We start from the raw sequence: 24,596 nt of genomic DNA, 5'->3' as shown, positions 1-24,596 counted from the left end.
GCACTCTCGGGGTGCTTCAGGGGTTGAGCGTCAGCAGTAGAGGTTGGCGCCCGGCGCGACACCCAGGATCTGGGTGAAGCGGTTGTAGGCGTCGACCCGGCTCTGGACCTGCGCCGGGTTCCGGCCGTCGCACTCCAGCGAGCCGTTGATGCTGCGGATCGTCTGGCCGAAGCCGGCGCCGTTGACCATCGCGTTGTGCGGGGTCATCGTGCCCGGGCCGCTCTGGGTGTTCCAGTACCAGAGACCGGTCTTCCAGGCGACGGCGGAGTCGTTCTGGACGAGCCACGGGTTGTTGAGCAGGTCGATGCCCAGCGCGTCGCCCGCGGCCTTGTAGTTGAAGTTCCAGCTCAGCTGGATCGGGCCGCGGCCGTAGTACGCGGCCTGGCCGGCGGGGCAGCCGTACGACTGGTTCGGGTCGCAGTAGTGGGGGTAGTTGGCCTGGTTGATCTCCACCACGTACACGAGACCGCCGGTCTCGTGGTTGACGTTGGCGAGGAAGGCCGCGGCCTCCTGGCGCTGGGTCGTGGTGCTGCCCGTCTTGGTGAAGCCCGGGTAGGCGCTCAGCGCGTTGGTCAGGCCGCTGTAGGAGTAGAACGAGTTCCGGTTCGGGAACATCTGGTTGAACTGGGCTTCACTGACGACGAAGCCGCCGGTGGGCGGGGGCGTGGAGCCGCCGGAGGGCGTGTTCCACTTCTGGTTGGCGCCGCCGGTGCAGGTCCAGATCTGGATGCGCGCGCCGTTGGCGGAAGTGTTGCCCGTGACGTCGAGGCACTTGTTCGCCGTCGGGTTGACGATGTCCTTGGCGCCGGAGATCGCCCACTTCTGGTTGGCGCTGCCGGCGCAGTCCCAGATCTGGAGCTTGGTGCCGTCGGCGGTGCCGCGATCGACGAGGTCGAGACACTTGCCCAGGGCGCGCAGGGTTCCGTCGCCCGCGACGGTCCACTGCTGCGCCGCGCTGCCGTTGCAGTCGTAGAGCTGTACGGCGGTGCCGTTGGCGCTGCTCGCGGCCGCGACGTCCAAGCACTTGCCGGCGATGCCGGTGATGCTGCCGACCGGGTCGGCGGCGGAGGCCGGCACGGTGAGAGTGACCGAGAAGAGAGCCGCCACGGCGAGCGCGACGGCGGTACGGGCAAGGCTGAGACCCCTGAGCGATTTTCTGATCATGTCGACTGGATGTATCCCTTCACGCCATTAAGTACGGTTCGGGGCCGAACCATTACTTGTTGAGAAGCCGTCATGGCGCAACGAGCCGCCACACGCGAAGCTTGCGACGGGAGTCAACCGGCATTGGTCTAGACTTGTCAAGGACTCAACAAACGAACACCTGTCCCGAACACCCTTCTGGCCTGCTGTTTTACGGTTTGTACGGCTCCGTCTTGGGGGCGTCGATCGCGCCGTCGGGGCCGATCTTCGGCAGCGCGGTACGGGGCTTGGGCATCAGGGCCTTCTTGAGATCCTGGTGGCCCTTCTCGTCCAGCCCGTACATCGCCTCGTAGATCTTGCGGACGGCGGGGCCGGAGGCGCCGGATCCCGTACCGCCCTGGGAGATCGTCATCACGATCGTGTAGTCCTTGGTGTACGAGGCGAACCACGACGTGGTCTGCTTCCCGTGGACCTCGGCGGTACCGGTCTTGGCGTGCATCGGGATCCTGTCCTGCGGCCAGCCGCCGAACCGCCACGCGGCCGAACCGCGCGTCGCCACACCCGCCAGCGCCTCGTCGATGTTGTCCCGGGTCGCCTTGTCCATCGGGAGCTTGCCGTCCGGCTTGGGGGCGATCTTCTTCACACTCTTGCCGTCGGCGCTGACGATCGCCTTGCCCACGGTGGGGGTGTAGAGCGTGCCGCCGTTGGAGATCGCCCCGTAGATGGCGGCCATCTGGATCGGGGTGACGAGCGTGTCGCCCTGGCCGATCGAGTAGTTGACGGCGTCACCGGCGCGCATCTTGTTGCCTTCGAGGCAGCCTTCGTACGCGATCCGCTCCACGTACGTGCCGTTCTTCTTGCCCTGCTTGCACCAGGCCGACTTGTTGGCTTTCCAGAAGTCCTGCTTCCACTGCCGGTCGGGCACCCGCCCGGTGACCTCGTTGGGGAGGTCGATGCCGGTCTCCTTGCCCAGACCGAACTGGTGGGCCGTCTTGTAGAACCAGTCGGCGGGCTTCTTCTTGGGGTTGTTGCCACCGTCCTTCTGCCACTCCTGGTGGGCCAGGCCGTAGTAGACGGTGTCGCACGAGACTTCGAGGGCCTTGCCGATGGTGATGTCGCCGTAGCCCTGGGACTCGAAGTTCTTGAAGACCTGGTTGCCGATCGAGTACGAACTGGGGCACGGATAGCTGCCGTTGAAGTCGTAGCCCGCGTTGACGGCGGCGGTCGAGGAGACGACCTTGAAGATGGATCCCGGCGCCGCCTGGCCCTGGATCGCCCGGTTCAGGAGGGGGAAGTTGGAGCTCTTGCCGGTCAGCTTGGCGTAGTCCTTGGCCGAGATGCCGCCGACCCACGCGTTCGGGTCGTACGTCGGCTGCGACGCCATCGCCACCACCCGGCCGGTCTTGGCCTCCATCACGACCACCGCGCCCGAATCCGCCTTGTACTTCGAGCCGGTGACGGTGTCGAACTGCTTGCGGGCGGTCTTCATCGCGTTGTTGAGCTCGTACTCCGCGACGGCCTGGACCCGCGCGTCGATCGACGTGATGACGTTGTCCCCGGGCCGGGCCTTCTGGGTCTTCGCCTGTCCCAGGACGCGCCCCAGGTTGTCGACCTCGTACCGGGTCACGCCCGCCTTACCGCGCAACTGCTCGTCGTACGTACGCTCCAGGCCCGAGCGGCCCACCTGGTCCGAGCGCAGGTACGGCGAACTGGTGTCCTGCGCCTTGGTGATCTCCTCGTCCGTGACCGGCGAGAGATAGCCGAGCACCTGCGAGGTGTTGGCCTTGCCCGGCGCGGCGTACCGCCGTACCGCCGTGGGCTCGGCGGTGATACCGGGGAAGTCCTCGGCGCGTTCACGGATCTGGAGGGCCTGCTGGGTGGTGGCCTCGTCGGTCACCGGGATCGGCTGGTAGGGCGAACCGTTCCAACAGGGCTGCGGCGTCTTGGCGTCGCACAGCCTGACCTTGTCCACGAGATCCTGGGCCTTCAGGCCCAGGACGCCCGCGAGCCGGGTCAGTACGGCCTTGCCGTCGTCCGGCATCTTCGTCAGGTCGGTGCGGCTGGCCGAGACGACCAGCCGCGTCTCGTTGTCCGCGAGCGGCACCCCGCGGGTGTCCAGGATCGAGCCCCGTACGGCCGGCTGGACCACCCGCTGGGTGTGGTTGTTCTTGGCCTCGTCCGTGTATTCCTGGCCGTTGCGGATCTGGAGGTACCAGAGGCGGCCGCCGAGCGTGAGCAGCAGGGAGAAGACGAGCAGCTGAATGACGACGAGACGGACCTGGACCCGGGGAGTCCGTCCCGTCTCCGGTATGTTGCTCACTCACGTCTCCCAGATCGCGCCCTGCCGGCGGCCCGGTTCGGTGGCCGGGCGGCCGATTTCCTCAAGAATCCCACAACCCGCGCCGGCGCCCGGACTCCCTTGCGGGAGCGGCCGCCTGACGATCCGTCACGTCACTTCGACCCCGCCGCGCGGACGGTCAGGCTTCCTCGAAGTAGGCGTCCAGCACCTCGTCCAGCTCCGCCGTCCACTCGTTGAGCGCGCTCCGGGCCGGCGCGTCGACGTCCACGTGGTACTGGCGGCGCGTGATCGTGTGGACGGTGACGGTGAACCGGCGTCCGAAGCGGGGAACCCCGACCTCGACCGCGCCGATCTCGTCCCAGCGGAAGTCCGCCGCCTCGTCGTCCAGGGTGAAGCGGACACCGTCGCGGTCGGCGGTGATGGAGGCGCGGCGGTCGCTGACCTCGAAGGCGGGGCCTTCGGAGGCGTCGGCCGGGGCGGCCTTGTCGGCGGTGTCGCCGGTGGGCGCGTCGCCGGACTCCGCCGCCGGTTCCGCGTCCGCCGGCGTGATGGCGTCGGAGACGGACCCGGACGCGGCCGTCAGCTCGCCGGGCCGCTCGTCCGACGGCTCGGGTGCGTCCTCGGCCGCCTGAGGGGCCGTCTGCTTCTGGGGCTTCTTCGCTTCGTGCTCCGGAGCACTCTCCTCGTCCTCAACAGGGCGGGGGACCATGAGCCCAGGGATAAATCCCGGATCAGTCCCCGCGGCGTGTACGGGCTGGCTGTTCGGATCGATGCGCTGGTCCACGGGCGCAGTATGGCCGACGAACCTGTGCGGGGGAACGCCGGGCCCCCCGCGGACCCCTCCAGGGACTCAGGGTCCGGAACCCGGGTCCGGGTGGACCGGGTCCACCATCCCCGCCCTCGCGGCCTCCAGCTGGGCGGCGAAGGCCACCCCCAGGAAGAGCGCGATCCCGGTGAGATTGGCCCAGAGCAGCAGGGCGACGAAGGCGGTGAGGGGCCCGTACACGTCCCCGAACGATCCGCTCCGCTCGACATAGAAGGCGAGCAGCCAGGTGGCCACGACCCAGAGCACCAGATGGACCGCCGAGCCGAAGGCCAGCCACGTGTAGCCCGGCTGGTCCCTGCGGGGCGACCAGCGGAAGATCACCGCCGAGGCGACCCCGGCGAGGGTCACTCCGACGGGCACCTCCAGCGGGCCCCACCAGTCGAGCCACTGCCGCGACCAGCCCAGCGCCTCCACGACGGAGTCGCCCACCGCCTCCCCCGCGACCAGGACCAGGAAGCCCAGGGCCATCGGCACGCCCGCGCCGAGCGCCAGCAGCAGGCCGCGGCCGTACTTCGCCGGGAAGGGGCGGTCGCGCTCCACTCCGTAGATGCGGTTGCAGCCCCGCTCTATCTGGCCCATGGCGGACGCGAGGTTCAGTACGGCGAACCCGAGCCCCATCCAGATCGCGACGGCGCCCGAGACGTCGGCGCCCGCGCTGCGGCGGGTGCCGTCGAGGGCCTCCTGGACGACCTCCGCGCTGGCTCCGGGAACGATCTTGGCGAGGGTCAGCTCGATGATCCGCCCGATGCTCTCGGTGTGGACGGTCGCCGTCACCCCGACCAGCGCGATGGTGAACGGGAGCATGCCGAGGACCACCTGGAAGCCCAGCGAGCGGGCCTGGCTGAACCCGTCCGCGTACCGGAAGCGGGCGAAGGCGTCGAGCAGCAGCTTGCGGCCTCCGTAGCGGCGCAGCGCCATCAGCGCCTCGTCGCCGGACAGCTCTTCCCCGATCATGTCCCGCGTCTGCGGTACGTGTACGACGGTCCCCATGGCGCCCACCTTCCCCGCGCATGATGTCAGGACACGGGGAGATCGCGGAACGGCGTCAGGAGGAGGGCCCCCAGGACCGCGGCGACCCCTATGACCGCGGCGACCCCGACGACCCGGACCCGGACGCGCGCAGCTCCTCGTTGATGCGCCGGGCCTCTTCGAGCTGGTCCTCCAGGATCACGATGCGGCACGCGGCGTCGATCGCGGTGCCGCCGTCGACCAGCTCCCTGACCCGGGCGGCGAGGCGCAGCTGGTACCGGGAGTAGCGGCGGTGGCCGCCCTCGGAGCGCAGCGGGGTGATCAGCCGCGCTTCCCCGAGGGTGCGCAGGAACGCGGGGGTGGTGCCGAGCATCTCAGCGGCCCGCCCCATCGTGTACGCGGGGTAGTCGTCGTTGTCCAGGCTGTCGGTGAGACTCCGGCTCTTCGGGTTCCGGTTCTCGTTCCCGGGCTCGCCCTGGGGCTTGTTCACACTCCGGACTCTAACCACACCAGCAGACAATGTCTACTGCGACCATAGTAGATTATCGCTCACCCGAGCGGGAGGTAGCGGACACGCGAACGGGCCCGCTCCAGGGTGCGGAGCGGGCCCGTCGGGCGCGGGTGCGCGGAGTCGATCAGTACGGACCGTTCACATTGTCGATCGAGCCGTACTTGTCGGCGGCGTAGTTGCACGCGGCGGTGATGTTGGCGACCGGGTCGTAGCTGTTCATCGACGTACCGGACACGTGGTAGGCCTGGAAGGTCGGGTCGATGACCTGGAGCAGCCCCTTGGACGGGATGCCGGCGGCGGCGTTCGAGTCCCAGTTGTTGATGGCGTTCGGGTTGCCCGAGGACTCCCGCATGATGTTGCGGTAGATGCCGTCGTAGCTGCCGGGGATGCCGTGCGCGGCCATGACGTCCAGCGACTCCCTGATCCAGCCGTCCAGGTTGTTCGCGTACGTCTTCGCCGCGGCCTGTACGGCGGGGGCGGGGGCGGGCGCGGTGGTCCTGGCGGTGGTGGCGGCGGGCGTCGCGGCCCGGCCGCCGAGGGTCAGCCTGAGACCGGGGTGGATCACCGACGGGTTGGCACCGACGGCCTTCCGGTTGTCCTGGTAGAGCTTCTTCCAGCCACCGCTCAGGGAGTGGGTACGGGCGATCTTCGCGAGGGAGTCGCCGGCGACCACCGTGTAGGTGGTGACACTCCTCTTCTCCGCGGTGACGGTGGTACCGGTGGCGGCGCTGGCGGTGTGAGCGGCCACCAGCGGAAGGGCGAGCGCGACACCTCCGGTCCCCACGGCGACAAGGCGCCGGGCGAGCGGGCTGATCCTGGAACGACGGTGCTTACCCTTGATGGGCATGACGAAATCCTCTCCGTCGCCTGCGAGGTGAGCTGTCGGGTTCGGGCTGGAGATGCCCGGCCGCACGTTCCGTGCGACTTCACCCCGAGCCGGTCCGGTGACGGATCGGCGACTTACCTGGGTCCCCCGCTCCTGCCGTACGTGAGTGGGTGAGTGTGTTTCCGGACAGCGGCAGGATTCGGCGATCCACCCGGAGTGGGGTGAACGTAAGCGAGAAAGCCGCGCCGAAACAAGTCCTGAATTCACACCGAGATCTCATCCGCGATTCAAAGCGGCCATGACCCGGTGTGCCGACCCGGGACGGGAAAGCCAACTTTCCCTGGACGTGAGGGAAGTGACCGAAACGTGAAGGAACGCGCCCGGGGCGCGACGTGACACACATCACCGTACCGACGGGATCACCCCCACCTTCACACCAGGCAGAAGGCAGCAACTCACCCGAATAGGACACATATCAGCACCCGGAAAAACGACTACAAAACGGCCACATGGGCTGCCGTCCCGTCTCGCACGACGCCCGACCGCGCTCGGAGGCCGACCGCGCTCTTCCCCTCCGCGGGACCGGCGCGAGGGGAACCGAGTTCTGCCGCTAATTGCCGGATGACGAATGGTGAGGTCGAAGTCGGCGCGACAGCACAGGTTTTGGCGAATGCCTTTCCCCCGGAGTGGCGCGAACCCCCGCTCGGCTGGGACGCCGTGCCCGACTGGGAGAGGGATCACGGAATTGCGCTGCCCGAGCCGTATGACGCACGCGGCCGCCGCGGCACGGTCGGGAGAAACCGTGGCGCGGCGGCCGGGGAGCAGGGTGGGTCAGGGGCGGGTCGCGTACGGATCAGGTACGGACCGGTCCTCGGTCAGGCGCAGTACTGGGCCTGTTTGCCGATGGAGCGGTACATGCAGTCGGCGTTCTCCACGAGTTGGAGGACCGCGTCGCGGTTGCGGGACGTCTCGCGTTCGATCACCTCGTCGGGCGGGTAGAAGCCGCCGCCCGAGGAGCCGGCCGGGTACATCTCGAAGGTGTAGCTGAAGATCTTCTGGGTGCCCCACAGCCAGTCGTCGATCGAGCCGTCCGTGATGTAGAGGTCGCTCGACTGCTCCGCCGTGTAGCCGTTGCTCGCGCCCATCTTCCGGCCGACGGCGGCGAAGGCGTCGCGGTCGTCCTGGGTCAGTCCCGGCGCGGTGTCGGCGTTGGTCCAGCCGAACGGCCAGAGCACCAGCTGACTGTACGTGTGGAAGTCGATGGCCGCCTTGATCTGCTGCTTGCCTCCGACCACCCGCGAACGGACGAAGTCGGCGACGACCTTCACCTCGGGGGCGGACTCGGCGGCCCGGCCGCGGTACGTCTCGGAGCTGGCCGTGCCCGAAGAGCCGCCGCAGCAGCCGAACTTGTAGTCCCAGTTGCGGTTGAGGTCGGTGCCGATCGCCGTCGAACCGGTGTTGGGCTGGCGGTTCTTGCGCCAGCTGCGGTACGAGCCGGAGGCGACGTCGTACTCGCCGCCGTCCGGGTTGAGGTCCGGCACGATCCAGATCTCGCGGTTGTTGACGGCGCTCGTGATGCGCGAGTCGGAGCCGTACCCCGCGCCCAGTTCCCGTATCAGGTACAACGCCATCTCGACCGTGAGGTGTTCACGCGCGTGCTGGTGGTGGGTGAACAGGATCTCGGGCTCGGCCTCGTCCGTCGCGACGTTGTCGCTGATCTTGACGGCGATGATGTTCCGGCCCTCGTAGGTCCTGCCGATCACCCGCTTGGACATGAGGTTCGGGTACTGCTGGATCCGCTGGTCGATCTCCGTGTTCATCTCCGCGTAGTTGTGGTAACGGGAGTCCGCGGAGGGGAAGTCGAAGGGCGCGACGGCCGCCTTGCCGTTGTTCCTGGCGGGCGGCGCGGGGAGCGCGGTGAGCCGGTGGCCGAGGGCGCGGAGGCGCTTGGCCTGCGTGGTGTCGGCGCTGACGACCACCGTGTGGTCGCCGACCTCGTCGATCGACACACCGGTCGCGAGGAGGGCGGTCCGGTCGGCGACGGTGGAGGGACCGTTGATGGTGTACTGCCGGATCACCTCCTCGGTGGCGGCGGCCGACGCGAGGTCCTTCGCGCCGGGCGCGCCGGAGGACGTCGCGGTGGCGGTGAGCGGCGCCGCGACGGCGAGCGCCACCAGCGCCGCGAGGGTGGCGGTCCTTCTGGCGGTCTTTCCGCCGTGGATGCGTAGTCGCATGCTCTCTCCTGCTCGCGGGGGAAGTCTGGGGGTCTCCCCATGCGACGCATCGTGGGACCCTGGCATGAACCCGTCAAGGGACGGTCTTCGGCCACCGCTTTCCGGCGGTACGGAGCGTCAAGTGGCGCGCGGGCCCGGCGAGTTCGGTTCGGGTCAGGTCGGTTCGGTTCGGTTCGGTTCGGTTCGGTTCGGTTCGGGGACGAACGCGTCAGGCCGGTTCCAGGACGATCCACGTCCTGCCCGGGTGCAGCCGCATCGTCGTGCCGCTCCCCGACCCCCCGTCCCGCGTGTACGTCGTGCCCGCGCCCTCCGAGGGCCTGCTCCACCGCACGGTGTACGACCGGCCGTCGCGCAGCACCACCCCGGAACCGCTGCCCACGGTCTCGGAGAACGGCACGAATCCGGTACGGCTCCGGAACCGCGACTCCCTGACCTTCACGCGCTGCACGATCACGTTGTCGGCCGTCCAGGGGGACTTCGTACCGTCGAGAGCGACCGTGTACCGCGACCCGTTCCACGTGAAGGTGAAGCGGGAGTGCGGCATCGACGCCGTGGTCGTGGTGTTCGCCGTTCCGCCGGACGGCGTCTTCGCGGAGAAGCGCAGCCCGATGTCCTTCGCCTCGCCCGCGCCGTCGGTGAGGCCCTTGGGATGGATGAACTCGTTGTGCGGGGCAGGCCGGTCGCGGTCCCGGAAGAAGGCGCTCGTGCCCGTCCTGGCGACGATGTCCGAATCCTCCAGCACGGGCAGCAGTTGGCTCTGCGCCCCGGAGAACGCGAGCGCCGGCCGGTCGTACTCGGCGAGGATCTGGAGATCCGTCTCGCGGGCGCTCCGTACCGGGCCGATCGTGTCCGGCAGGTGGTCGCTGTCGAAGACGGCCATGAGCCGTGAGAGCCCGCCCTCCACCTCGATGCCGTACACGAGGTCGGCGCTGTTGAGACCGACCTGCGGGCGGGCCGCCGCCACGTTGTCGATCTTCACGGCGAGCACCCGGCCCGCGCCGCCCGGCTCACCGGTGAGGACGGACGTGGACGAATCCCCGCTGCCGCCGTCGTTGTCCGACGACGAGCAGCCCGCGGCCAGCGCGACGACCAGCACTCCCGCCACGCCGGTCCCGAACACTCTTCGACTGTCCACTGACGCTCCTCAGGTTCGTACCGCCGGCCCCTCCCCCTGAGGATGATGACGCGCCGTCGCCCGCCGGGCGGGGAGCAACGCCCTACGGCCGGCCGTGGGCCGGGAGGACGCGGTCCACGTGGATGCCCGGGACGTCGACCTCGGAGCTGTGCAGCGGCTGCTTGTCCATCGCGTGCGTCTGGACGAGGGTCAGGCCGCCGGCCTTGGCCATCCTGGCGTCGGTCCCCGCCGGCCCGGAGCCGAGGGCGAGGTTGCCCGCACTGTCCACCCGTACGGCCCTGATCAGCGCGGCGTCACAGCGCAGCGCCTCCTCGCGCCGGTACTTCACGTGCCCCTGGGAGGGGTGCGACGGGTCGTCGTCCGGGCCGTCCGGGGGGATGGGGGCGAGGAAGGCGGCGATGCTGGCGTCCGCCGCCTCCAGCCGCTCGTTCAGGTCCGCCGGAGGCAGCCACCGTACGGTGATCTCCCCCGTGAGCCCTCCCGCCCGCCCGCCGTCCCCGGCGCAGGTCAGGCGGGCCACACCACCGGCCGCCAGCAGGGTGCGTACGGGTTCGCTGAGCAGCACGGCCTCGGAACACACCACGTGCAGTCCGGTCAGACCGGCCTCCCGGACCGCGTCGACCAGCGCCCACGGCAGGGTCTCGGTGTCCTCGCCGCCGATCGCCACCGCGGAGCCATGGGCGATGCCCGCGACCGCGTCGGCACCGGAAGCAGCTCTTTCCATGGCTCCAGTACACCACCGCGGGTCCCGCGCCACCTGGGGAGCGGGGCCGCGGGTGGCCGGCGGCGAAACGGGGTGATTTCCGGCTCCCTGTACACTCCGCGCTCATGGTAGGCGAGAATTATCACGATTTCTTCCTCGGATCGGCGAGTGCGGTCGGGGCATTGATCGGCCTGTTGTTCGTCGCGATCTCCGTGACCCCGAAGGCGGTCACCGGCAAGTCGGAACACCACAAGGAACGGCTGAAGGCGGCCACCGCGATGTCCGCCTTCCTGGACGCGCTCGTCGTGTCCATGGTGGCGCTGATGCCCGGCGACAACCTCGGTACGGGCTCGTCGATCATGGCGGTCGCGGGGATCCTCTCGACCGCCGCGCTCGCGGTGACCGGGCTGCGGGCGGGGGTCCTGCGGGACCCGGCCCGTCCCCTGTTCCGCTGGGCGCTGCTGATCAGCGCTTTCCTCGCCCTCTACACGATCCAGCTGGTGAGCGCCCTCCAGATCAACGGCACCGCGTCCGACGCGACGCACGTGAAGACCCACGCCATTCTGGTGATCTTCATGTTCATCATGGGGATCAGCAGGGCGTGGGAGCTGGTGGGAGGCAGTTCGCCCCGGTTGATCGCCACCTTCAGCCGTCCCGGCCCGGCGGAGCCGTCCGGCCCGGACGAGCAGGGCGACGCGGCGTGAAGGACGTGCGCGGGCCACGGTCCTGACCGAGTGGATCCCCGTCACCCGCACCGTATGCGGGTGACGGGGATCCAGGTGACGGCGGTCAGTAGACCCGTACGCTCACCGCACTGACCGTGAGGGGGCTGAGGCTTCCGGCGACGTTCAGGGAGGCGCCCGTGCAGTTCTCGCCCGCGTAGAGCGTCGCGGCCCGGGAGTTGGTGTTGACGGCCGAGAAGGCGCGGCCGGCCCAGCCGTGTTCGGCCAGGCTCACGCAGGCGCTCGTCGCCGGGGGGAGGGCCTGGACCGTGAACCGGGCACCGGCGTACCCGGCCCCCTCGAACAGACAGAGCGTGTTGCTGAATTCGCAGGAGCCGGCCAGGGCCGACTGGCCCGCCGGGGCCGCCTGGACCGTACCGGCACCCGCCACGAGCAGGAGGGCGGCGGCGGCCGTGGCGGTCAGGGCGCCGGACCGGCCGGGACGCCGGGTGCCGAGGCGGGTGAGAGCGCTGAGGGAAAGCATGGTGGTGCCCTTCTGTGAGGAGTGTGTCGGTGTGATTGATGTGATCGGCGATCAGTGTGATCGGTGATCGGTGGGGTCGTACGGAGGTACGGGGGTACGGAGGTGTCGGGCCCGGCCGTCAGTCGGTGGGCCCGGTCCCGCCCGCGCCGGTGGCGAGGAGCACCGCGGCCAGTCCCGTCAGGGCGGCGCAGACCCAGAAGACCTGGGTGTAGCCCGTCCAGGTGGCCACCGTCCCGGTGACCAGGCCGCCGAGCAGTGTGCCGGTCTTGAAGGCGCTGGAGTAGAGGGACGAGGCCACGCCCAGCCGGGAGGGCAGGCGGTCCTGGAGGATGACGACGGGGATGCTGAGGACCACGGCGGTCCAGAGCGCGTTGGGGATCTGGAGCAGGAGCAGGGCGGTACGGCCGGACGCGAGGGGCAGCAGGCAGAAGAAGACGGTGGCCAGTGCGGAGGCCGCGACGACCAGGCGGCGCTTGCCGAGCTTCTCGGAGCGGGCCCCCACCCACACCAGGGCGGGGATCTCCAGGGCGGCGCTCAGGCCGAGGAGCCAGCCCACGAAGCCCTGGCCGAGGCCGAGGTCGCGGGTGACGAAGAGCGCCAGGTTGATCTGGTACATCATGTTGGCCGTCAGCAGCAGCACAACGGCCGTGAGCAGGGCCGCCGTTCCCCGGTCGAGCCCGGCGAACGGGTTGCGGGTGGAAGGGGCGGTCGCGGCGGACTCACCGCCGGTCGGGCCGTCGGTCATGGTGCCAGTCGTGCCGTCGGCCGTGCTGTCGGCCGGCGCCGGGCGCGCGGCCGAGGGCAGGCCCCACCGGCTCAGCGCCGAGGCGACGAGCGACAGCGCGGCGGCCGCCAGGTACATCGCGGTGAAGCCCTGCCGGGCGATCAGGGTGAAGGCGAGCGGGGGTCCGATCACCCAGGACAGCGAGGTGATCGAGCGGAGGAAGCCGGTGAAGAAGGCCGCGCCCTGGCCGCGCGAGTCGGCCAGTTGCCTGCTGTACGCGAAGAGTTGGGCGAAGCTCGTACTGCCGACGCCGAAGCAGCACACCCCGGCGGCCAGCAGCAGGTAGTAGTCGCGCAGACCGGCGTAGGACAGCCCCCCGATCGCGAAGAGGAGCGTGCACAGGGCCAGCAGGCGCCTGCGGTCCCGTGCCCGGTCGGAGAGCACACCGATGACGAGGTCGACGCCGATCTCACCGACGGCCCGTCCGGCGAAGAACAGGCCGATCATCAGCGGGGTCGCGCCCACCTCGTCGGCGAGGAAGAGGCTGGCCGAGGTCGAGACCATCGCGCCCGACACCCCGACGGCTCCGGTGACCCCGACGAGCCGGCCGACCGCGCCTTCGCGGAGGAAGGACAGCCGGGCGCCCTTCGCGGCCGGGGACGCGGACGAGGCGGCGGAGACGTCGGAGGTCGGATCGGGTTCGGCGGTCATACCGGCTCTTCCTTGGTCCGGGCCGCCGGGGCGGCAGTGGGGGACGCGACAGCGGGACACACGATGCCACTCCGGCGACGGCGCCCTCCCGTCAGCCCCGTTCGGCGCCCGCCGGCGTGAGGACCTTGTGCGCGACCCGCTCCGCCTCGCGGAGGACGGCCTCCCGGTACCGCTCGCTCAGTGCGGTGACCGTGGGCAGGACGCGGCACTCCTCGACGCTCTTGTCGCCGTAGGGCAGGGCGAATCCGGCCAGCGGCAGCACGTCGAGCGGGGAGCGCGGGTCGAACAGCGCGTCGGTCTCCGGGGAGGGCCGGAGCGCCCCGCCCTCGGTCACGGCACCGACCACCAGACCGGTCCTGCCGTTGATCGTGCCCCGTACGACTCCGAGCGCGCGGCCCTTGCCCCCGGCGGCCCCGGCGAGTTCGCGCTCCACGTCCGGGTAGATCCGGTCCGTCTCCAACCAGCCGAAGACAAGCGCCAGTTCGAGGTCGAGGCGCGGCCACTTGCCGAGGTAGTAACGGTTGTTGACGTGGGCGGTGGCGCCGTTGACGGAGAGGTCCCGCGCGTGGGGCAGGTGCAGTCCGACGACGTCCTCCCGCAGGACGATCGGGGTCCCCGTCGAGGCGACCCGGAAACCCCACTCCTGGTCCTCGGGTCCCCATCCGTCGAAGCCCTCGTCGAAGAGGAGTCCGTGGCGGTGGAGCGTGTCGGCGGACAGGGCGAGGAAACCGCCCCGGGCGAACACCCAGGGAAAGCGGGCGATCGCCGACTCGTAGGCGGGCGACCAGCGTTCGTCCAGGACCTCGGTGGTTCCCGCGTCGAGCGCGGCGAGGGCTTCGCGGTAGTGGCTGAACGGCAGCGCCTCGACCACGTCCACCTGGCTGTCGACCACTTCGTCGTAGCCGATCATCTGGCCCACGACGCAGATGCTCTGGCCGTGCGCGTAGTGGCGGTCGTAGAGGTTGCGCAGGCAGTTGGGGGGCAGCACCATGTCCGCGTCGAGGAACACGTACACCTGACCCGTGGCCTGTCTGATCGCCAGGTTCCTGGCGCGGCTCAGGTTCCACTTCTCGTCCGACATGACGGTGACGATGTCGAGCCGGTCCATGAACTCCTGGCAGGTGGCGACGTACTCTCCCGAGTACTCCAGCGCGCCGACGACGACCTCGAACTCGGAGCGGTCCAAGGTCTGTTCCGCCAGCGCGGCGAACACCAGCCTGATGTTGTCCAGGCGTTGTTTGTAAGGGATCACGACACTGAACTTGGGGCGACCCATCTCTGCTCCTCGCGTGGCTGCCGGAGATCTCCCCGGGGGGAGGCGGACCCCAGCTTGGCACAATATTGCCAAGCTGGGCAAGTGCGGGGCAATCATCAGGGCCGCCCACCTCGCCGGAGCGTCGCTACCCGAGGTCCGCGATCAGTTGGTCCAGGACGTGCAGCGCGGCGGCGGCGCGTACCGGGTCCTGGTAGTACGGGTCGTCGGGCACGGGCAGCGAGCCGGCCAGCGCCCAGCCGCGACCGCGGGCCCAGGTCGCGTCGTCCACGCCGAGCGCCGCGCGGTAGACGCCGCGCACCTCGTCGGGCAGGAAGTTCCAGGCGGGCAGCAGGTCCACGGCCGGGTCGCCGGCGGCCAGCGTCCCGAAGTCGATGACCGCGCCCAGCCGGCCGTCGGCCAGCAGGATGTTCCCCGTCCCGAGGTCGCCGTGGATCCAGACCGGCGGCCCCGCCCAGGCGGGAGCGGTGAGCGCAGCCTCCCACACGGCGTTCAGCGCGTCGGTGTCGACCAGGCCCTTCATGGCCTCCAGCTTGGGAAGGACGCGCGCCTCGGACGCCAGGGAGTCCCGCTCGTCCCCCATGGGCACGCCGCGGAAAGCGTTGCTCCACTGCGGTCCCGGGGCGCCCGTGGCGTCGACCGCCTGGAGGGCGGAGACGAAGGCGGCCAGCTCGGTGGCGGCGCCGGCCGGGTCCACGAGGGCGGCGCCCGACGCGTTCTCCCCCGGCAGCCACCGGTAGACCGACCAGGAGAAGGGGTAGCCCTCGGCCGGCTTGCCCATCGCCAGCGGCTCGGAGACCGGCAGCGGGAGGTGCGGCGCGATGCGCGGCAGCCACTCGTGCTCGCGCTCCACCTGCCCCGCCCAGCACGGGAAGCGCGGCAGCCGTACGGACAGGTCGTCACCCAGCCGGTACGTCGCGTTGTCCATGCCGGGTACGGGGATCGTCGCCAGGGGCAGGTCCGCCCACCGCGGGAACTGGGCCGCGAGCAGGCGGCGCACGAGGTCCGCGTCGATGGGCACTTCGTCCGTACTGGTCGATGACACGCGTATCTCCTCGGTAGGGGGCGGGGGCGGGCCGACGGATATTGCCAAGCTAGGCAACATCATGACAACCTATCACCTCACCCATTGACATCCGTACGGCCTCCCGGCCGTACGCCGCCAGCATCCAGGGGAGTGGGACGGCGTGCAACCAGACCCGAAGTGGACCGCGGGACGGCCCGGTGCCACCCCCGACGAAGGCCTGCACGAGACGTTCGCACGGACGGCGCGGGCCCGCCCGGACGCCGTGGCCCTGGCGGGGGTCCGCCGGAGCATGACGTACGGGGAGTTGGACCGTACCGCCGACGCCTGGGCGGCCGGGCTGGTGGCCGCCGGGGTCGCGCCGGGCGCTTTTGTGCCCGTCCTGCTGCCCAGGGGGCCGGAGTTGGTGGTCGCGCTGCTCGCGGTGCTCAAGGCGGGCGGGGCCTATGCCGCGCTGGACCCGGACTGGCCGGCGCGCCGTCTGCGCGAGGCGACGGCCGATCTGGCGGCGCCCCTCGTGGTGGCCCGGTCCGCCGCCGGGACCCCCGACGGGCACGGCCTGCCGGTGTGGACTCCGCCCACCGGTCCGGTGGAGGCGCCGCCCGGTTTCCGGCCCGCCGAGGTGGCGGGCACCGACCCGGCGTGTGTCTTCTTCACGTCGGGGACCACCGGCCGGCCCAAGGGGGTGGTGACGCCCCACCGGGCGACGGCCCGCCTCTTCGCACCGGACACCTTCGCGCGCTTCGGCGCCGGTACGGTGACGCCCCTCGCGGCCCCGCCGCCGTGGGACGCGTTCTCGCTGGAGCTGTGGTCCGCCCTGCTCAACGGCGGCCGCTCGGTGGTGGTCGAGGACCCGTACCTCTCCCCCGCCGCACTGCGGGACGGGGTGTCGGTCCACGGGACGGACACTGTGTGGCTCACCAGCAGCCTCTTCAACATGATCACCGACGAGGACCCGTCGGCCTTCGAGGGCGTGCGCCAGGTCATGACCGGCGGCGAACGGCTCTCCACCGCCCACGTCAGGCGCTTCCTGCTGCGGCACCCGGGGATCGTCCTCCTCAACGGCTACGGACCGGTCGAGAGCACGGTGTTCGCCACGACCCACCGCATCACCCCGGCCGACTGCGACCTGCCCGGCGGCATCCCCCTGGGCCGTCCGGTCCCCGGCACGGCGGTCCATGTCCTGGACGGCGCCCGGGTGTGCGCTGTGGGCGAGACGGGGGAGATCTGCGTCGCGGGCGAAGGTCTCGCGCTGCGCTACCTCGGGGAACCGGCCCTCACCGAGGCCGCGTTCACCCGGGTGACGATCGACGGCGAGACCGTGCGGGTCTACCGGACCGGGGACCTCGGCGTGTGGGGCGCGGACGGGCTGCTGCACTTCCGGGGGCGGGCCGACCGGCAGGTGAAGATCCGGGGACACCGGGTGGAGCCCGCCGAGGTCGAGCGCCAGGTGGAGCGGTGCCTGCCGGCCGTACGGACCTGTCGTGTGCTGGCCAGGAAGGACGCGGCCGGTACGGCGCAGGAGTTGGTGGCGTTCTGCGTGCCCGCCGAGCCGGGGGATCCGCTGGAGGGCGCGATGGGCGTCCTCGCCGGGGCTCTTGTCCCGTACCAACGGCCCTCCCGGGTGGTCACGGTGGACGCCCTTCCGCTGACGGCGCGGGGGAAGCTGGACGAACGGGCCCTGCTGCGGCTGGTGTCGGACGCGACGGCGGGCGGGCCCGGTTCGGGCGCGGGGGGTGGGGACCCGGTGGGCGCCGGTGACCCGGCCGGTCTCGGTGAACTGGCGGATCTCGGCGACCTCGGCGACCTCGGCGACCTCGCCGATCCGACCGTGCGGGCGGTCGCCGAGACGTTCGCCGCCGTGCTCGGGCGGGCGGACGTCCCGTACGGCACCCCCTTCGTCGCGCTCGGCGGCACCTCGCTCGGCGCCGGGCGGGTCTGTGCCCGGCTGGCCGCACGGCTCCACCGCCCGGTCCCGGTCGCCACGCTGTACGAGCGGCCGACCGTCGCCGCGCTCGCCCACTGGCTCCGCACCACACCGCCGCCCGACGACCTGCCGGAGGCGCCGCCGGAGACCGGCGACACCCCCCTCACCCCCTTGCAAACCGTCTATCTGACGCGGCAGTTGCTCGCCCCCTCGGACCTGACCGCCCACTGCGTGCTGGCCTGGCTCGTGGACGGGGACCTGGACCCGGCGGCCCTGGAGACGGCGGTCGCCGAGACCCACCGGCGCCACGAGTCCTTGAGCGCCGCGTACGTCCTGGACCCCGCGCCGTACGCGCTGCTCGTGGACGCTCCCCCGCCCCGCGTCGAGATCCTGCCGCCCGCGCACACCGTCGACAGCGCCGTTTCCGTGGTACGGGCCGCGCTCTCCGCCGAACTGGACCCGGAACAGGGCGTGTTGTGGCGGACCGTACTGGTCCCGGTGGCCGGGGGGCGGGCCTCGGTGTTCGGGGTCGTGGTGCACCACGTCGTCTTCGACGGCTGGTCGGAGTCCGTCCTCGCACGCGACCTCGCGGCGGCGTACAACGCGGCGAAGGGCGGCGGACGGACGGTCGGGCCGCCGCCTCCCTCGCTGGCGGCGATCCACCAGGAACGCGCGCGCTACCGGCGGCAGGCCGCGTCGGCCGCCCATGAGGACTACGTACGGGACGAGTTGACCGGCGTACCGGATCTGCGGTGGCCGGCCGGACCGCCGGATCCGGCGCCGGGAGGACCCGGCCGCGCCGACGTGCCGCTGTCGTCCGCCGTGCTGGCGGGCGTGGACGACCTGGCCCGCGAGGCGGGCGTCACCCGCTTCGCGGTGCTGTTGTCGAACTGGGCGGCGGCCCTGGCGGAGGTGACCGGTCAGCGCGACTTCGCCGTGGGCGTCCCCGTGGCGCAGCGCGACGGGGCCCGGCTCGACGATGTGGTCGGCTGCCACATCGGCATGCTGTGCCTGCGGTTGCGCGGTGCCGCGCTGGGCGGTGGTACGGACGCCGTCCGCGCGGCCTCCCGTGTGACCGCGCGTGCCGTCGCCGCGCGGGACGTCTCCCTCGGGGAGATCCTCAGCCTGACGGGCCGGCCCCGCATCGGCCGCCCGCCGCTCTACCAGGTGCTGTTCGCGCTCCAGGACAACGCGGTCCCCCGTCTCCAACTGGACGGCGTACGGACCGACTTCCTGCGTCAGCCCTATCTGGATCTCCCGCTCGAACTGCACACCGAACTGTGGCCCGACGAGCACGGCGGGCTGCGGGTGGAGGTCTCCTTCCGCCCGGAGGCGGTGGCGGAGACCACCGCGCAGGAGATCGCCAAGCGCTTCACGGACCGGCTGCGCAGCCTGTCGCCGGGCGTGGTGTGACGGTACGGGGCCGGGGGCGACGGAAGACCCGGCACAGCCCGGCACAACAGGCCCCAGGAACAGGTCAGGAACAACGGAAGGTGAAGGACATGGTCATGAAACAGCGCCGGCTCACGCACATCTCGGCCCCGGAGGGCGTCGAGCCGAGCTCCGGCTACACCCACGTGGTGACGGGACCGGGGCGGCTGGCCGCGCTCGCCGGTCAGATGCCGTTCGACGAGAAGGGCGCACTCGTCGGCGAGGGCGACCCGGCCGCCCAGGCACGACAGGTCTTCACGAACATGCGGGCCTGTCTGGCCGCCACGGGGGCGACCTTCGACGACGTCATCAAGCTGACCTACTACGTCACCGACGTGGCGTTCGTGCCGGCCGTCCTCGCCGTACGCGACGAGTTCATCGACACCGCGCGCCCGCCGGCCAGCACCGTGGTGCAGGTCGTGGCGCTCTTCCGGCCCGAACTGCTCCTCGAAGTGGACGCGTTCGCACTGGTCGGTGACACCGCCGGCACCGCCGCGCGCTGATCCGGGAAACCACCCACGCCACGACCAGAGGAGCACCGACCACCATGACCGTGACGACCACCGCCCCACGACCACACCCCTGCACCGGGCAGATACCCCCGTTCGACGGCGAGTTGGGGGCGCCGCTGCGCGCCATCCTGGCGGAGCTGCCCATGCCGCTGACCCCCGCGCTCGTCGCCGACCGGCGGCGCAGGAGCCTGCGCGGCCGGCTCACCGACGACGCGATCCGCCGGGACGGGGCGTTCACGATCGAGGAACTGGCCGTGCCCGCGACGGCCGGCCGGCCCGAGATCCCCCTGCTGCTCTGCCGGCCGGCCGGGACGGCCGCGCCGCGCGGTGTCATCTACCACACGCACGGCGGTGGCATGGTGGCCGGCAGCCACCGCAGTACGGAGCTGACGGGCGAGCTCAACCGGGCGGAGGAGCTTCGGCTCGCCGTGCTGTCGGTGGACTACCGGCTCGCCCCGGAGCACCCGGACCCGGCCCCGGTGGAGGACTGTTACGCCGGTCTGCTGTGGCTGGCGGAGAACGCCGCGCGGCTGGGGCTGCCGGCGGACCGTACCGTCGTCAGCGGCAACAGCGCGGGCGGCGCGCTCGCCGCCGGGCTCGCCCTGCTGGCCCGGGACCGCCAAGGGCCGCCGCTGCTGGGGCAGTTCCTCCAGTTCCCGATGCTCGACGACCGGTGCGACAGCTTCTCGGCGCGCCAGATGGGCCGGGTGGGGCTCTGGGACGGGGAGTCCGACGCCGCGGGGTGGACGGCGCTGCTCGGCGACCGGCGGGGCACCGACGACGTCTCCTGCTACGCGGCTCCCGCCCGGGCGGACGACGTCTCGGGGCTTCCGCCGGCGTGGGTCGAGGTCGGGTCGGTGGAGGCGCTGCGGGACACGGCCGTCGCCTACGCGTCCCGGCTCTGGCAGGCCGGGGGCGAGGCGGAACTGCACGTGTGGGCGGGCGCCTTCCACAGCTTCGACGAGTGGGTCCCCGACGCGGTCGTCTCCCGGACGGCGCATCTCGCGCGGGTCGGCTGGCTGCGGCGCGTACTGGCCCTCTGACCAGACACTCATCCCCCCGTCCCCCACCCTGATGTTTCCGGTGGGGGACGAGGGGATCCGTTGTTCCCGGCCGTTTCCCGGCCGCCCTCGGGGGGGGTGTGCGCCGTCCCGGGGGACTCAGCCCCCGGCCGCCGGCCTGCGGCGGCGGGACGTCTCCAGCGCGCCCGCGAGGATGCGCCAGATGTCCGCCGCGAGATCGATGTTCGACGCCTGCCTGGCCTCCTCGCCCAGCTCCCTGAGCCGGCCCAGGCCCCGCTCCTCCTCGCCCTCCAGAAGCAGCAGCTGGCTGTCGAGGATGCTGAGCCTGATCCGGTCACGGTAGGTCATGCGCATGTCGTCGCAGTTGAGTTCGTCGTGCGCGGCGCGGGCGTCCTCGTACCGGCCCTCGTGGAAGGCGAGATAGGCCTGGAGCATCAGCAGCTCCTGCCGCATCACCGATGTACCGACGAGGGCGAGCGCGCCCTCCACCTCCTGGAGGTACGCCCGCCCGAGATCGGTGAGCGGCGGCTCGGTCTGGAGGCAGAGCGAGGCGGTGGCCAGCCGGAGCCGTACCCAGAGAGTGAGGTCGACCCGGCTGTCCAGCTCGTTCATCGCGCGTTCGAGGAACTCGCGGGCGCGCTCGTGGTCGCCCTGCCGGAAACGCACCGTGGCGGCCGACCAGAGCGCCTCGGTCCGCATGACCTCCGAGCCGCCGTTCTCCACCAGGGCGACCAGTTCGTCCACATGGGCCCTGGCGTCGGGCAGCCGGCCCGCCTCGGCCTCGGCCGCGACGAGTGTCTGCAACGCCGTCCCGACGTCGGAGACGGACAGCTTGCCCTGCGTGGCCAACTGGTAGGCGTGGGTGGCCATGTCGATGGCCCGGGTCACCTCGCCCGTCGCCCTCAGCAACCGGGCGAGCTGGGACTGGGCCCTGCACTGCAACTCGGGGAGCGCCAGTTCGTCGGCGATCGTGACCAGTTCCTCCAGGGCGGCCCGCTCCTCGGCGTGCTCGCCCCGGCGCTGCCAGTGCCGGGAGATGATCCACAGGGCCTGCCAGCGCAGCAGGAGATCCTCGTCCTCCGCCTGGTCCAGCGCGATGATCAGGCGTTCGACCGTCTCGTCACTGTCGGAGGAGGTCGCCAGGGACAGGGCCTGGGCCAGCGAACCACCGCTCGGCGGCACGTCGAACGCCGACCGCTCCACGGCAAGTTTCTTGACAAGGTATGTGACAACACGCTCGGTGGGTTGTCGCGCACCGGACTCCAGTCGTGACAGGTACCCGGTGGAGATTTCCTCCCCCGCCAGAGCGGCCTGGGAGAGTCGGCGCGCCCTCCTCAGCTCTTTGAGGCGACGACCGAAATAGGGCTGTTCCATCATGGCGGTCCCACTATTCACGGGGATCCAGATACACACGGATCCAGTTTTCGGCCGACGGTCGACCTCCTGCCTCAGCGTCTCAGACACCTCAGAAGAGTCACCATTATGCCTGACGGTCACTGTAGCGGCCACACTGCGTACTGACAAAGTTCCGGACCGGTTGGCAATTGATCTCCCCGGCGCGGGATCACCCTGAGTCACACTTTGGCAGATGTTAGGCAAGTACTTGCCAAACACCTTTTCCGGTTACTAGCTTTATTCCTCGTCAGCACCCGGCGTCGCAGCGCCGCCCGAGTCATCCACGGATCCACTGGAGTTCCCATGCGCAAGTTCACCGGCACCTCGTCCACCTCGGCCGTCGCGGCGTTTTTACTGACACTGCCGGCCGCCACCGCTCTCCTGGCGCTTCCGCTCGCCGCCGCGGTGGCTGACATCGACTGGCCGGGGAACGGCCTCAAGGTCGCCTCCGCCTTCGACACGACGGGCAGCATCGACTGGCCGGGGGCGAACCCCGTGGTCAACCCGGCCGGCGCCCCCGGTACGGACGACATCGACTGGCCGTAAGGCCCCACTCCGGGAGACGGGACCCCCGCCCGTTTCCCCCGTTTTTCCTGGTTTTTCCGTTTCTCTGCTTCTCTGCTTGCCTGCTTCTCAGCTTTTCCCCCGCTCCACCCGGCTCCCCAGTGCCGACCCGTCGAGGACTCTCCGGCGTCGCCGCCTCCCCCCTTCTTCCGGTTCTTCTTCCGGTGTGCCGTGCCGACCGCGCGCACCTTCCCGCTTCACCCGCCCACCTCTCAAGGAGCATCGATGTCCACTGAGCAGCAACTCCCGGTGAACACCCCCACCGTCGCGGTGATCATCCCGGCCCGTAACGGCGCCGCGTACATCGACCGCGCGCTGGCCTCCCTCGTGACCCAGACGGTCACCCCGAACGAGGTCGTCGTCGTGGACGACGGCTCGGACGACGACACCTACCACCGGGCGCGCCGGTGGGTCGACCTGCTGCCCCTCAAGGTCATCCGGTCCGAACCGAAGGGCACGTGGCACGCCCGCCGCACCGCGATCGAGGCGACCGGTTCGGAGTTCATCCTCCAGCTCGACGCGGACGACACCCTGCTGCCCGGCGCGGTGGCCGGCATGACCCAGGCGTACGCGCGGCAGCCCGGCCTCATCGCGCCCCGGCGGTTCCTGCTGGTGGAGGGCGAGACGGAGAACATCCCGCGCCCGGTCGTCGAGCGGCTGCCGGACTCCGAGGATCAGTACGTCTACATGCTGGTGCGCAACTACATCGGCGTCGGCTGCCTGTACAGCAGGAAGGACTACGAGGCGGTCGGCGGCTACCGGCCGTGCCGTTACGCCGAGGACTGGGACCTGTGGCTGCGGTTCGCCGCCGCCGGCATCCCGATCTCGCTGCCGACGGAAGCCACGTACGTCTACAACATGCACAGCAAGAACATCTCCACCAACATCGACATCGGCGCCACCGACCTGGAGATCCTGCGGCGCTTCCTCGACGCGGGGACGGAGACCCACCGCCGTACCGCCAAGCTGGCGTTCCTCCAGCGCGCGGGCATCGACTACGTCGAGGAACTCGACAAGGCCACCGTCGCCGAGGCGTCGGTGGACCTGGCCGCGCTCGGCCTGGTCGAGGACGAGCACCTCCAGGTCCGCAGGGACACCGACCTCGGGCACGTCCTCGTCGGCAGCTCGGCGGCCGGGGACGGGCAGCGGCTCGTCGTCGTGTCGCCCGACGGGAGCCAGACACGGCTCCGTTCCCTCGTGGCGGCCGGCGGAGTCCTGGAGGCCAACGAGACCGACCAGCCGTCCCTGCGCTGGGAGGGCTGCGACCTGACCTGGTTCGGCTGGCACTGACCTGCCCCGAACCCGACCACAACGCACCACAACAGATCACGACAGAGCGGAGTCCGACCTCATGACGCTAGAGACACTGACCCTCGCCGCGCCGGCTCTGGACGGCGCCGACCTCGACCGCTTCGAACGGCTGGGCTATCTGGTCCTCCCCGGTTTCCTCCCCACCGAACTGGTGTCCAAGGTCAAACCCGAAGTGGACAGCTGGGTGGACGACGGCCTGCGGACCCGGTCCATCGCCTCCGCGACCCACCCGGAGATCCACGGCGTGCCCCCGGTCATGGAGCTGGAACTCCCCGGACACGGTGAGCTGATCAACCACCGGCCCCTGCTGTCCCTGCTCGCGCAGTTGATGGGTCCCTCGTTCGTCTTCCACCACCTGCACAGTGACCGCCAGGCCCCCGGCATCGCCGGAAAGGCGTGGCACCACGACTACGAGCAGACACCGCAGACCGACCGTGCCCACAGCATGATCCACACACTGCACTACCTCGACGGGCTCTCCCCCGACACCTCCTCGCTGGTGGTGCTGCCCGGCTCGCACCACGAGGTGGCGGAGAAGACGGCCCGCGGCCACCTGGGCACGCGGGAGCTGCCCGGTGAGGTGGTCATCGACCGGCTGCCCAGCGGGTCGACGGTCGTCCTGCACTCGGCGCTGTTCCACGCCCGCCGCCCCCGGCCCGACAGCCCCGGGAAGCCGCGGTACTTCGTCGACGCCTCGTACTGCCAGACCGGGACCCTCTGGCCGCCGGTGAAGCCGTACTGGCGCCACATGCTGCGCCGGGCCGGGGAGTTGGGGCTCGACGGCGGCGGGTGGCCCGAGCTGTTCGCCGAGCGGCACTTCACCGAGTACGTCAAGCCCGTCTGAGCGGAT

The 24,596-nt window shown here is 70.8% G+C and carries 21 protein-coding genes and 1 riboswitch; of the genes, 7 read left to right on the top strand and 14 right to left on the bottom strand.

What is annotated here, in order from left to right; genetic code table 11:
* Positions 1-30: 30 nt before the first annotated feature.
* The 9 genes from ACIODU_RS16845 to ACIODU_RS16805 form a co-directional block, all read right to left on the bottom strand.
* The gene (locus ACIODU_RS16845; RefSeq protein ID WP_356423516.1) at positions 31-1,164 is read right to left on the bottom strand and encodes a glycoside hydrolase family 19 protein; all 1,134 of its coding nucleotides are present in this window, start codon (positions 1,162-1,164) and stop codon (positions 31-33) included.
* Positions 1,165-1,354: 190 nt separating this feature from the next.
* Positions 1,355-3,463 carry a penicillin-binding protein 2 gene (gene mrdA, locus ACIODU_RS16840; protein WP_401768185.1) on the bottom strand — a complete coding sequence of 703 codons (2,109 nt, stop codon included), beginning with the start codon at positions 3,461-3,463 and terminating at the stop codon, positions 1,355-1,357.
* Positions 3,464-3,620: 157 nt separating this feature from the next.
* Positions 3,621-4,151, bottom strand: a complete 531-nt coding sequence (locus ACIODU_RS16835; protein WP_401768183.1) for a hypothetical protein — start codon at positions 4,149-4,151, stop codon at positions 3,621-3,623.
* Between the two features lie 141 nt (positions 4,152-4,292).
* On the bottom strand, positions 4,293-5,258 hold the full coding sequence (locus tag ACIODU_RS16830; protein ID WP_356423509.1) for a YihY/virulence factor BrkB family protein: 966 nt from the start codon (positions 5,256-5,258) through the stop codon (positions 4,293-4,295).
* Positions 5,259-5,346: 88 nt separating this feature from the next.
* The gene (locus ACIODU_RS16825) at positions 5,347-5,628 is read right to left on the bottom strand and encodes a MerR family transcriptional regulator (RefSeq protein ID WP_401768286.1); all 282 of its coding nucleotides are present in this window, start codon (positions 5,626-5,628) and stop codon (positions 5,347-5,349) included.
* A 244-nt stretch (positions 5,629-5,872) separates the two neighbouring features.
* Positions 5,873-6,595: a transglycosylase SLT domain-containing protein gene (locus tag ACIODU_RS16820; protein ID WP_401768181.1), complete on the bottom strand. Its 723-nt coding sequence runs from the start codon at positions 6,593-6,595 to the stop codon at positions 5,873-5,875.
* Positions 6,596-6,599: 4 nt separating this feature from the next.
* A riboswitch (cyclic di-AMP (ydaO/yuaA leader) is annotated at positions 6,600-6,757 on the bottom strand.
* A 692-nt stretch (positions 6,758-7,449) separates the two neighbouring features.
* Positions 7,450-8,808 carry a M14 family metallopeptidase gene (locus ACIODU_RS16815; protein WP_401768179.1) on the bottom strand — a complete coding sequence of 453 codons (1,359 nt, stop codon included), beginning with the start codon at positions 8,806-8,808 and terminating at the stop codon, positions 7,450-7,452.
* 208 nt (positions 8,809-9,016) lie between these two features.
* Positions 9,017-9,943: a DUF3048 domain-containing protein gene (locus ACIODU_RS16810; protein ID WP_401768177.1), complete on the bottom strand. Its 927-nt coding sequence runs from the start codon at positions 9,941-9,943 to the stop codon at positions 9,017-9,019.
* Between the two features lie 82 nt (positions 9,944-10,025).
* Complete coding sequence (locus tag ACIODU_RS16805) at positions 10,026-10,667, bottom strand: CoA-transferase (protein WP_401768175.1); 642 nt, start codon at positions 10,665-10,667, stop codon at positions 10,026-10,028.
* 104 nt (positions 10,668-10,771) lie between these two features.
* Here ACIODU_RS16805 and ACIODU_RS16800 point away from each other — a divergent pair, with 104 nt between their 5' ends.
* Positions 10,772-11,350, top strand: a complete 579-nt coding sequence (locus ACIODU_RS16800) for a hypothetical protein (protein ID WP_401768173.1) — start codon at positions 10,772-10,774, stop codon at positions 11,348-11,350.
* A gap of 85 nt (positions 11,351-11,435) precedes the next feature.
* On the opposite strand, the gene ACIODU_RS16795 is transcribed toward ACIODU_RS16800, so the two are convergent.
* The 4 genes from ACIODU_RS16795 to ACIODU_RS16780 form a co-directional block, all read right to left on the bottom strand.
* Positions 11,436-11,852: a peptidase inhibitor family I36 protein gene (locus tag ACIODU_RS16795; RefSeq protein WP_401768172.1), complete on the bottom strand. Its 417-nt coding sequence runs from the start codon at positions 11,850-11,852 to the stop codon at positions 11,436-11,438.
* 118 nt (positions 11,853-11,970) lie between these two features.
* Complete coding sequence (locus ACIODU_RS16790) at positions 11,971-13,287, bottom strand: sugar efflux transporter (protein WP_401768170.1); 1,317 nt, start codon at positions 13,285-13,287, stop codon at positions 11,971-11,973.
* Positions 13,288-13,378: 91 nt separating this feature from the next.
* Positions 13,379-14,563 (bottom strand): glycosyltransferase, encoded by a 1,185-nt coding sequence (locus ACIODU_RS16785; RefSeq protein WP_401768168.1) that lies wholly within the window; start codon positions 14,561-14,563, stop codon positions 13,379-13,381.
* A gap of 124 nt (positions 14,564-14,687) precedes the next feature.
* Positions 14,688-15,605: an aminoglycoside phosphotransferase family protein gene (locus ACIODU_RS16780; protein WP_401768166.1), complete on the bottom strand. Its 918-nt coding sequence runs from the start codon at positions 15,603-15,605 to the stop codon at positions 14,688-14,690.
* A gap of 142 nt (positions 15,606-15,747) precedes the next feature.
* Between ACIODU_RS16780 and ACIODU_RS16775 the strand changes: the two genes are divergently transcribed.
* The 3 genes from ACIODU_RS16775 (at position 15,748) to ACIODU_RS16765 (ending at position 20,497) form a co-directional block, all read left to right on the top strand.
* Positions 15,748-18,924: an amino acid adenylation domain-containing protein gene (locus ACIODU_RS16775; protein WP_401768164.1), complete on the top strand. Its 3,177-nt coding sequence runs from the start codon at positions 15,748-15,750 to the stop codon at positions 18,922-18,924.
* Positions 18,925-19,019: 95 nt separating this feature from the next.
* Entirely contained in the window at positions 19,020-19,445 is a 426-nt protein-coding gene (locus ACIODU_RS16770; RefSeq protein ID WP_401768162.1) for a RidA family protein, read from the top strand.
* 44 nt (positions 19,446-19,489) lie between these two features.
* The gene (locus ACIODU_RS16765) at positions 19,490-20,497 is read left to right on the top strand and encodes an alpha/beta hydrolase fold domain-containing protein (RefSeq protein WP_401768160.1); all 1,008 of its coding nucleotides are present in this window, start codon (positions 19,490-19,492) and stop codon (positions 20,495-20,497) included.
* Positions 20,498-20,614: 117 nt separating this feature from the next.
* On the opposite strand, the gene ACIODU_RS16760 is transcribed toward ACIODU_RS16765, so the two are convergent.
* Positions 20,615-21,850, bottom strand: coding sequence for a helix-turn-helix domain-containing protein (locus ACIODU_RS16760; protein ID WP_356423829.1), 1,236 nt, complete (start codon positions 21,848-21,850; stop codon positions 20,615-20,617).
* Positions 21,851-22,174: 324 nt separating this feature from the next.
* Here ACIODU_RS16760 and ACIODU_RS16755 point away from each other — a divergent pair, with 324 nt between their 5' ends.
* The 3 genes from ACIODU_RS16755 (at position 22,175) to ACIODU_RS16745 (ending at position 24,590) form a co-directional block, all read left to right on the top strand.
* A complete protein-coding gene (locus tag ACIODU_RS16755) occupies positions 22,175-22,417 on the top strand; it encodes a hypothetical protein (RefSeq protein WP_401768158.1) in 243 nt (80 codons plus the stop codon).
* A 243-nt stretch (positions 22,418-22,660) separates the two neighbouring features.
* Positions 22,661-23,725 carry a glycosyltransferase gene (locus tag ACIODU_RS16750; RefSeq protein ID WP_401768157.1) on the top strand — a complete coding sequence of 355 codons (1,065 nt, stop codon included), beginning with the start codon at positions 22,661-22,663 and terminating at the stop codon, positions 23,723-23,725.
* 61 nt (positions 23,726-23,786) lie between these two features.
* On the top strand, positions 23,787-24,590 hold the full coding sequence (locus ACIODU_RS16745; protein WP_401768155.1) for a phytanoyl-CoA dioxygenase family protein: 804 nt from the start codon (positions 23,787-23,789) through the stop codon (positions 24,588-24,590).
* Positions 24,591-24,596 lie beyond the last annotated feature (6 nt).

Origin of the sequence: Streptomyces sp. NPDC088261 (assembly GCF_044740805.1) — a bacterium.
GTDB lineage: Bacteria > Actinomycetota > Actinomycetes > Streptomycetales > Streptomycetaceae > Streptomyces.
This window is presented reverse-complemented; position numbering and strand designations above follow the sequence as displayed.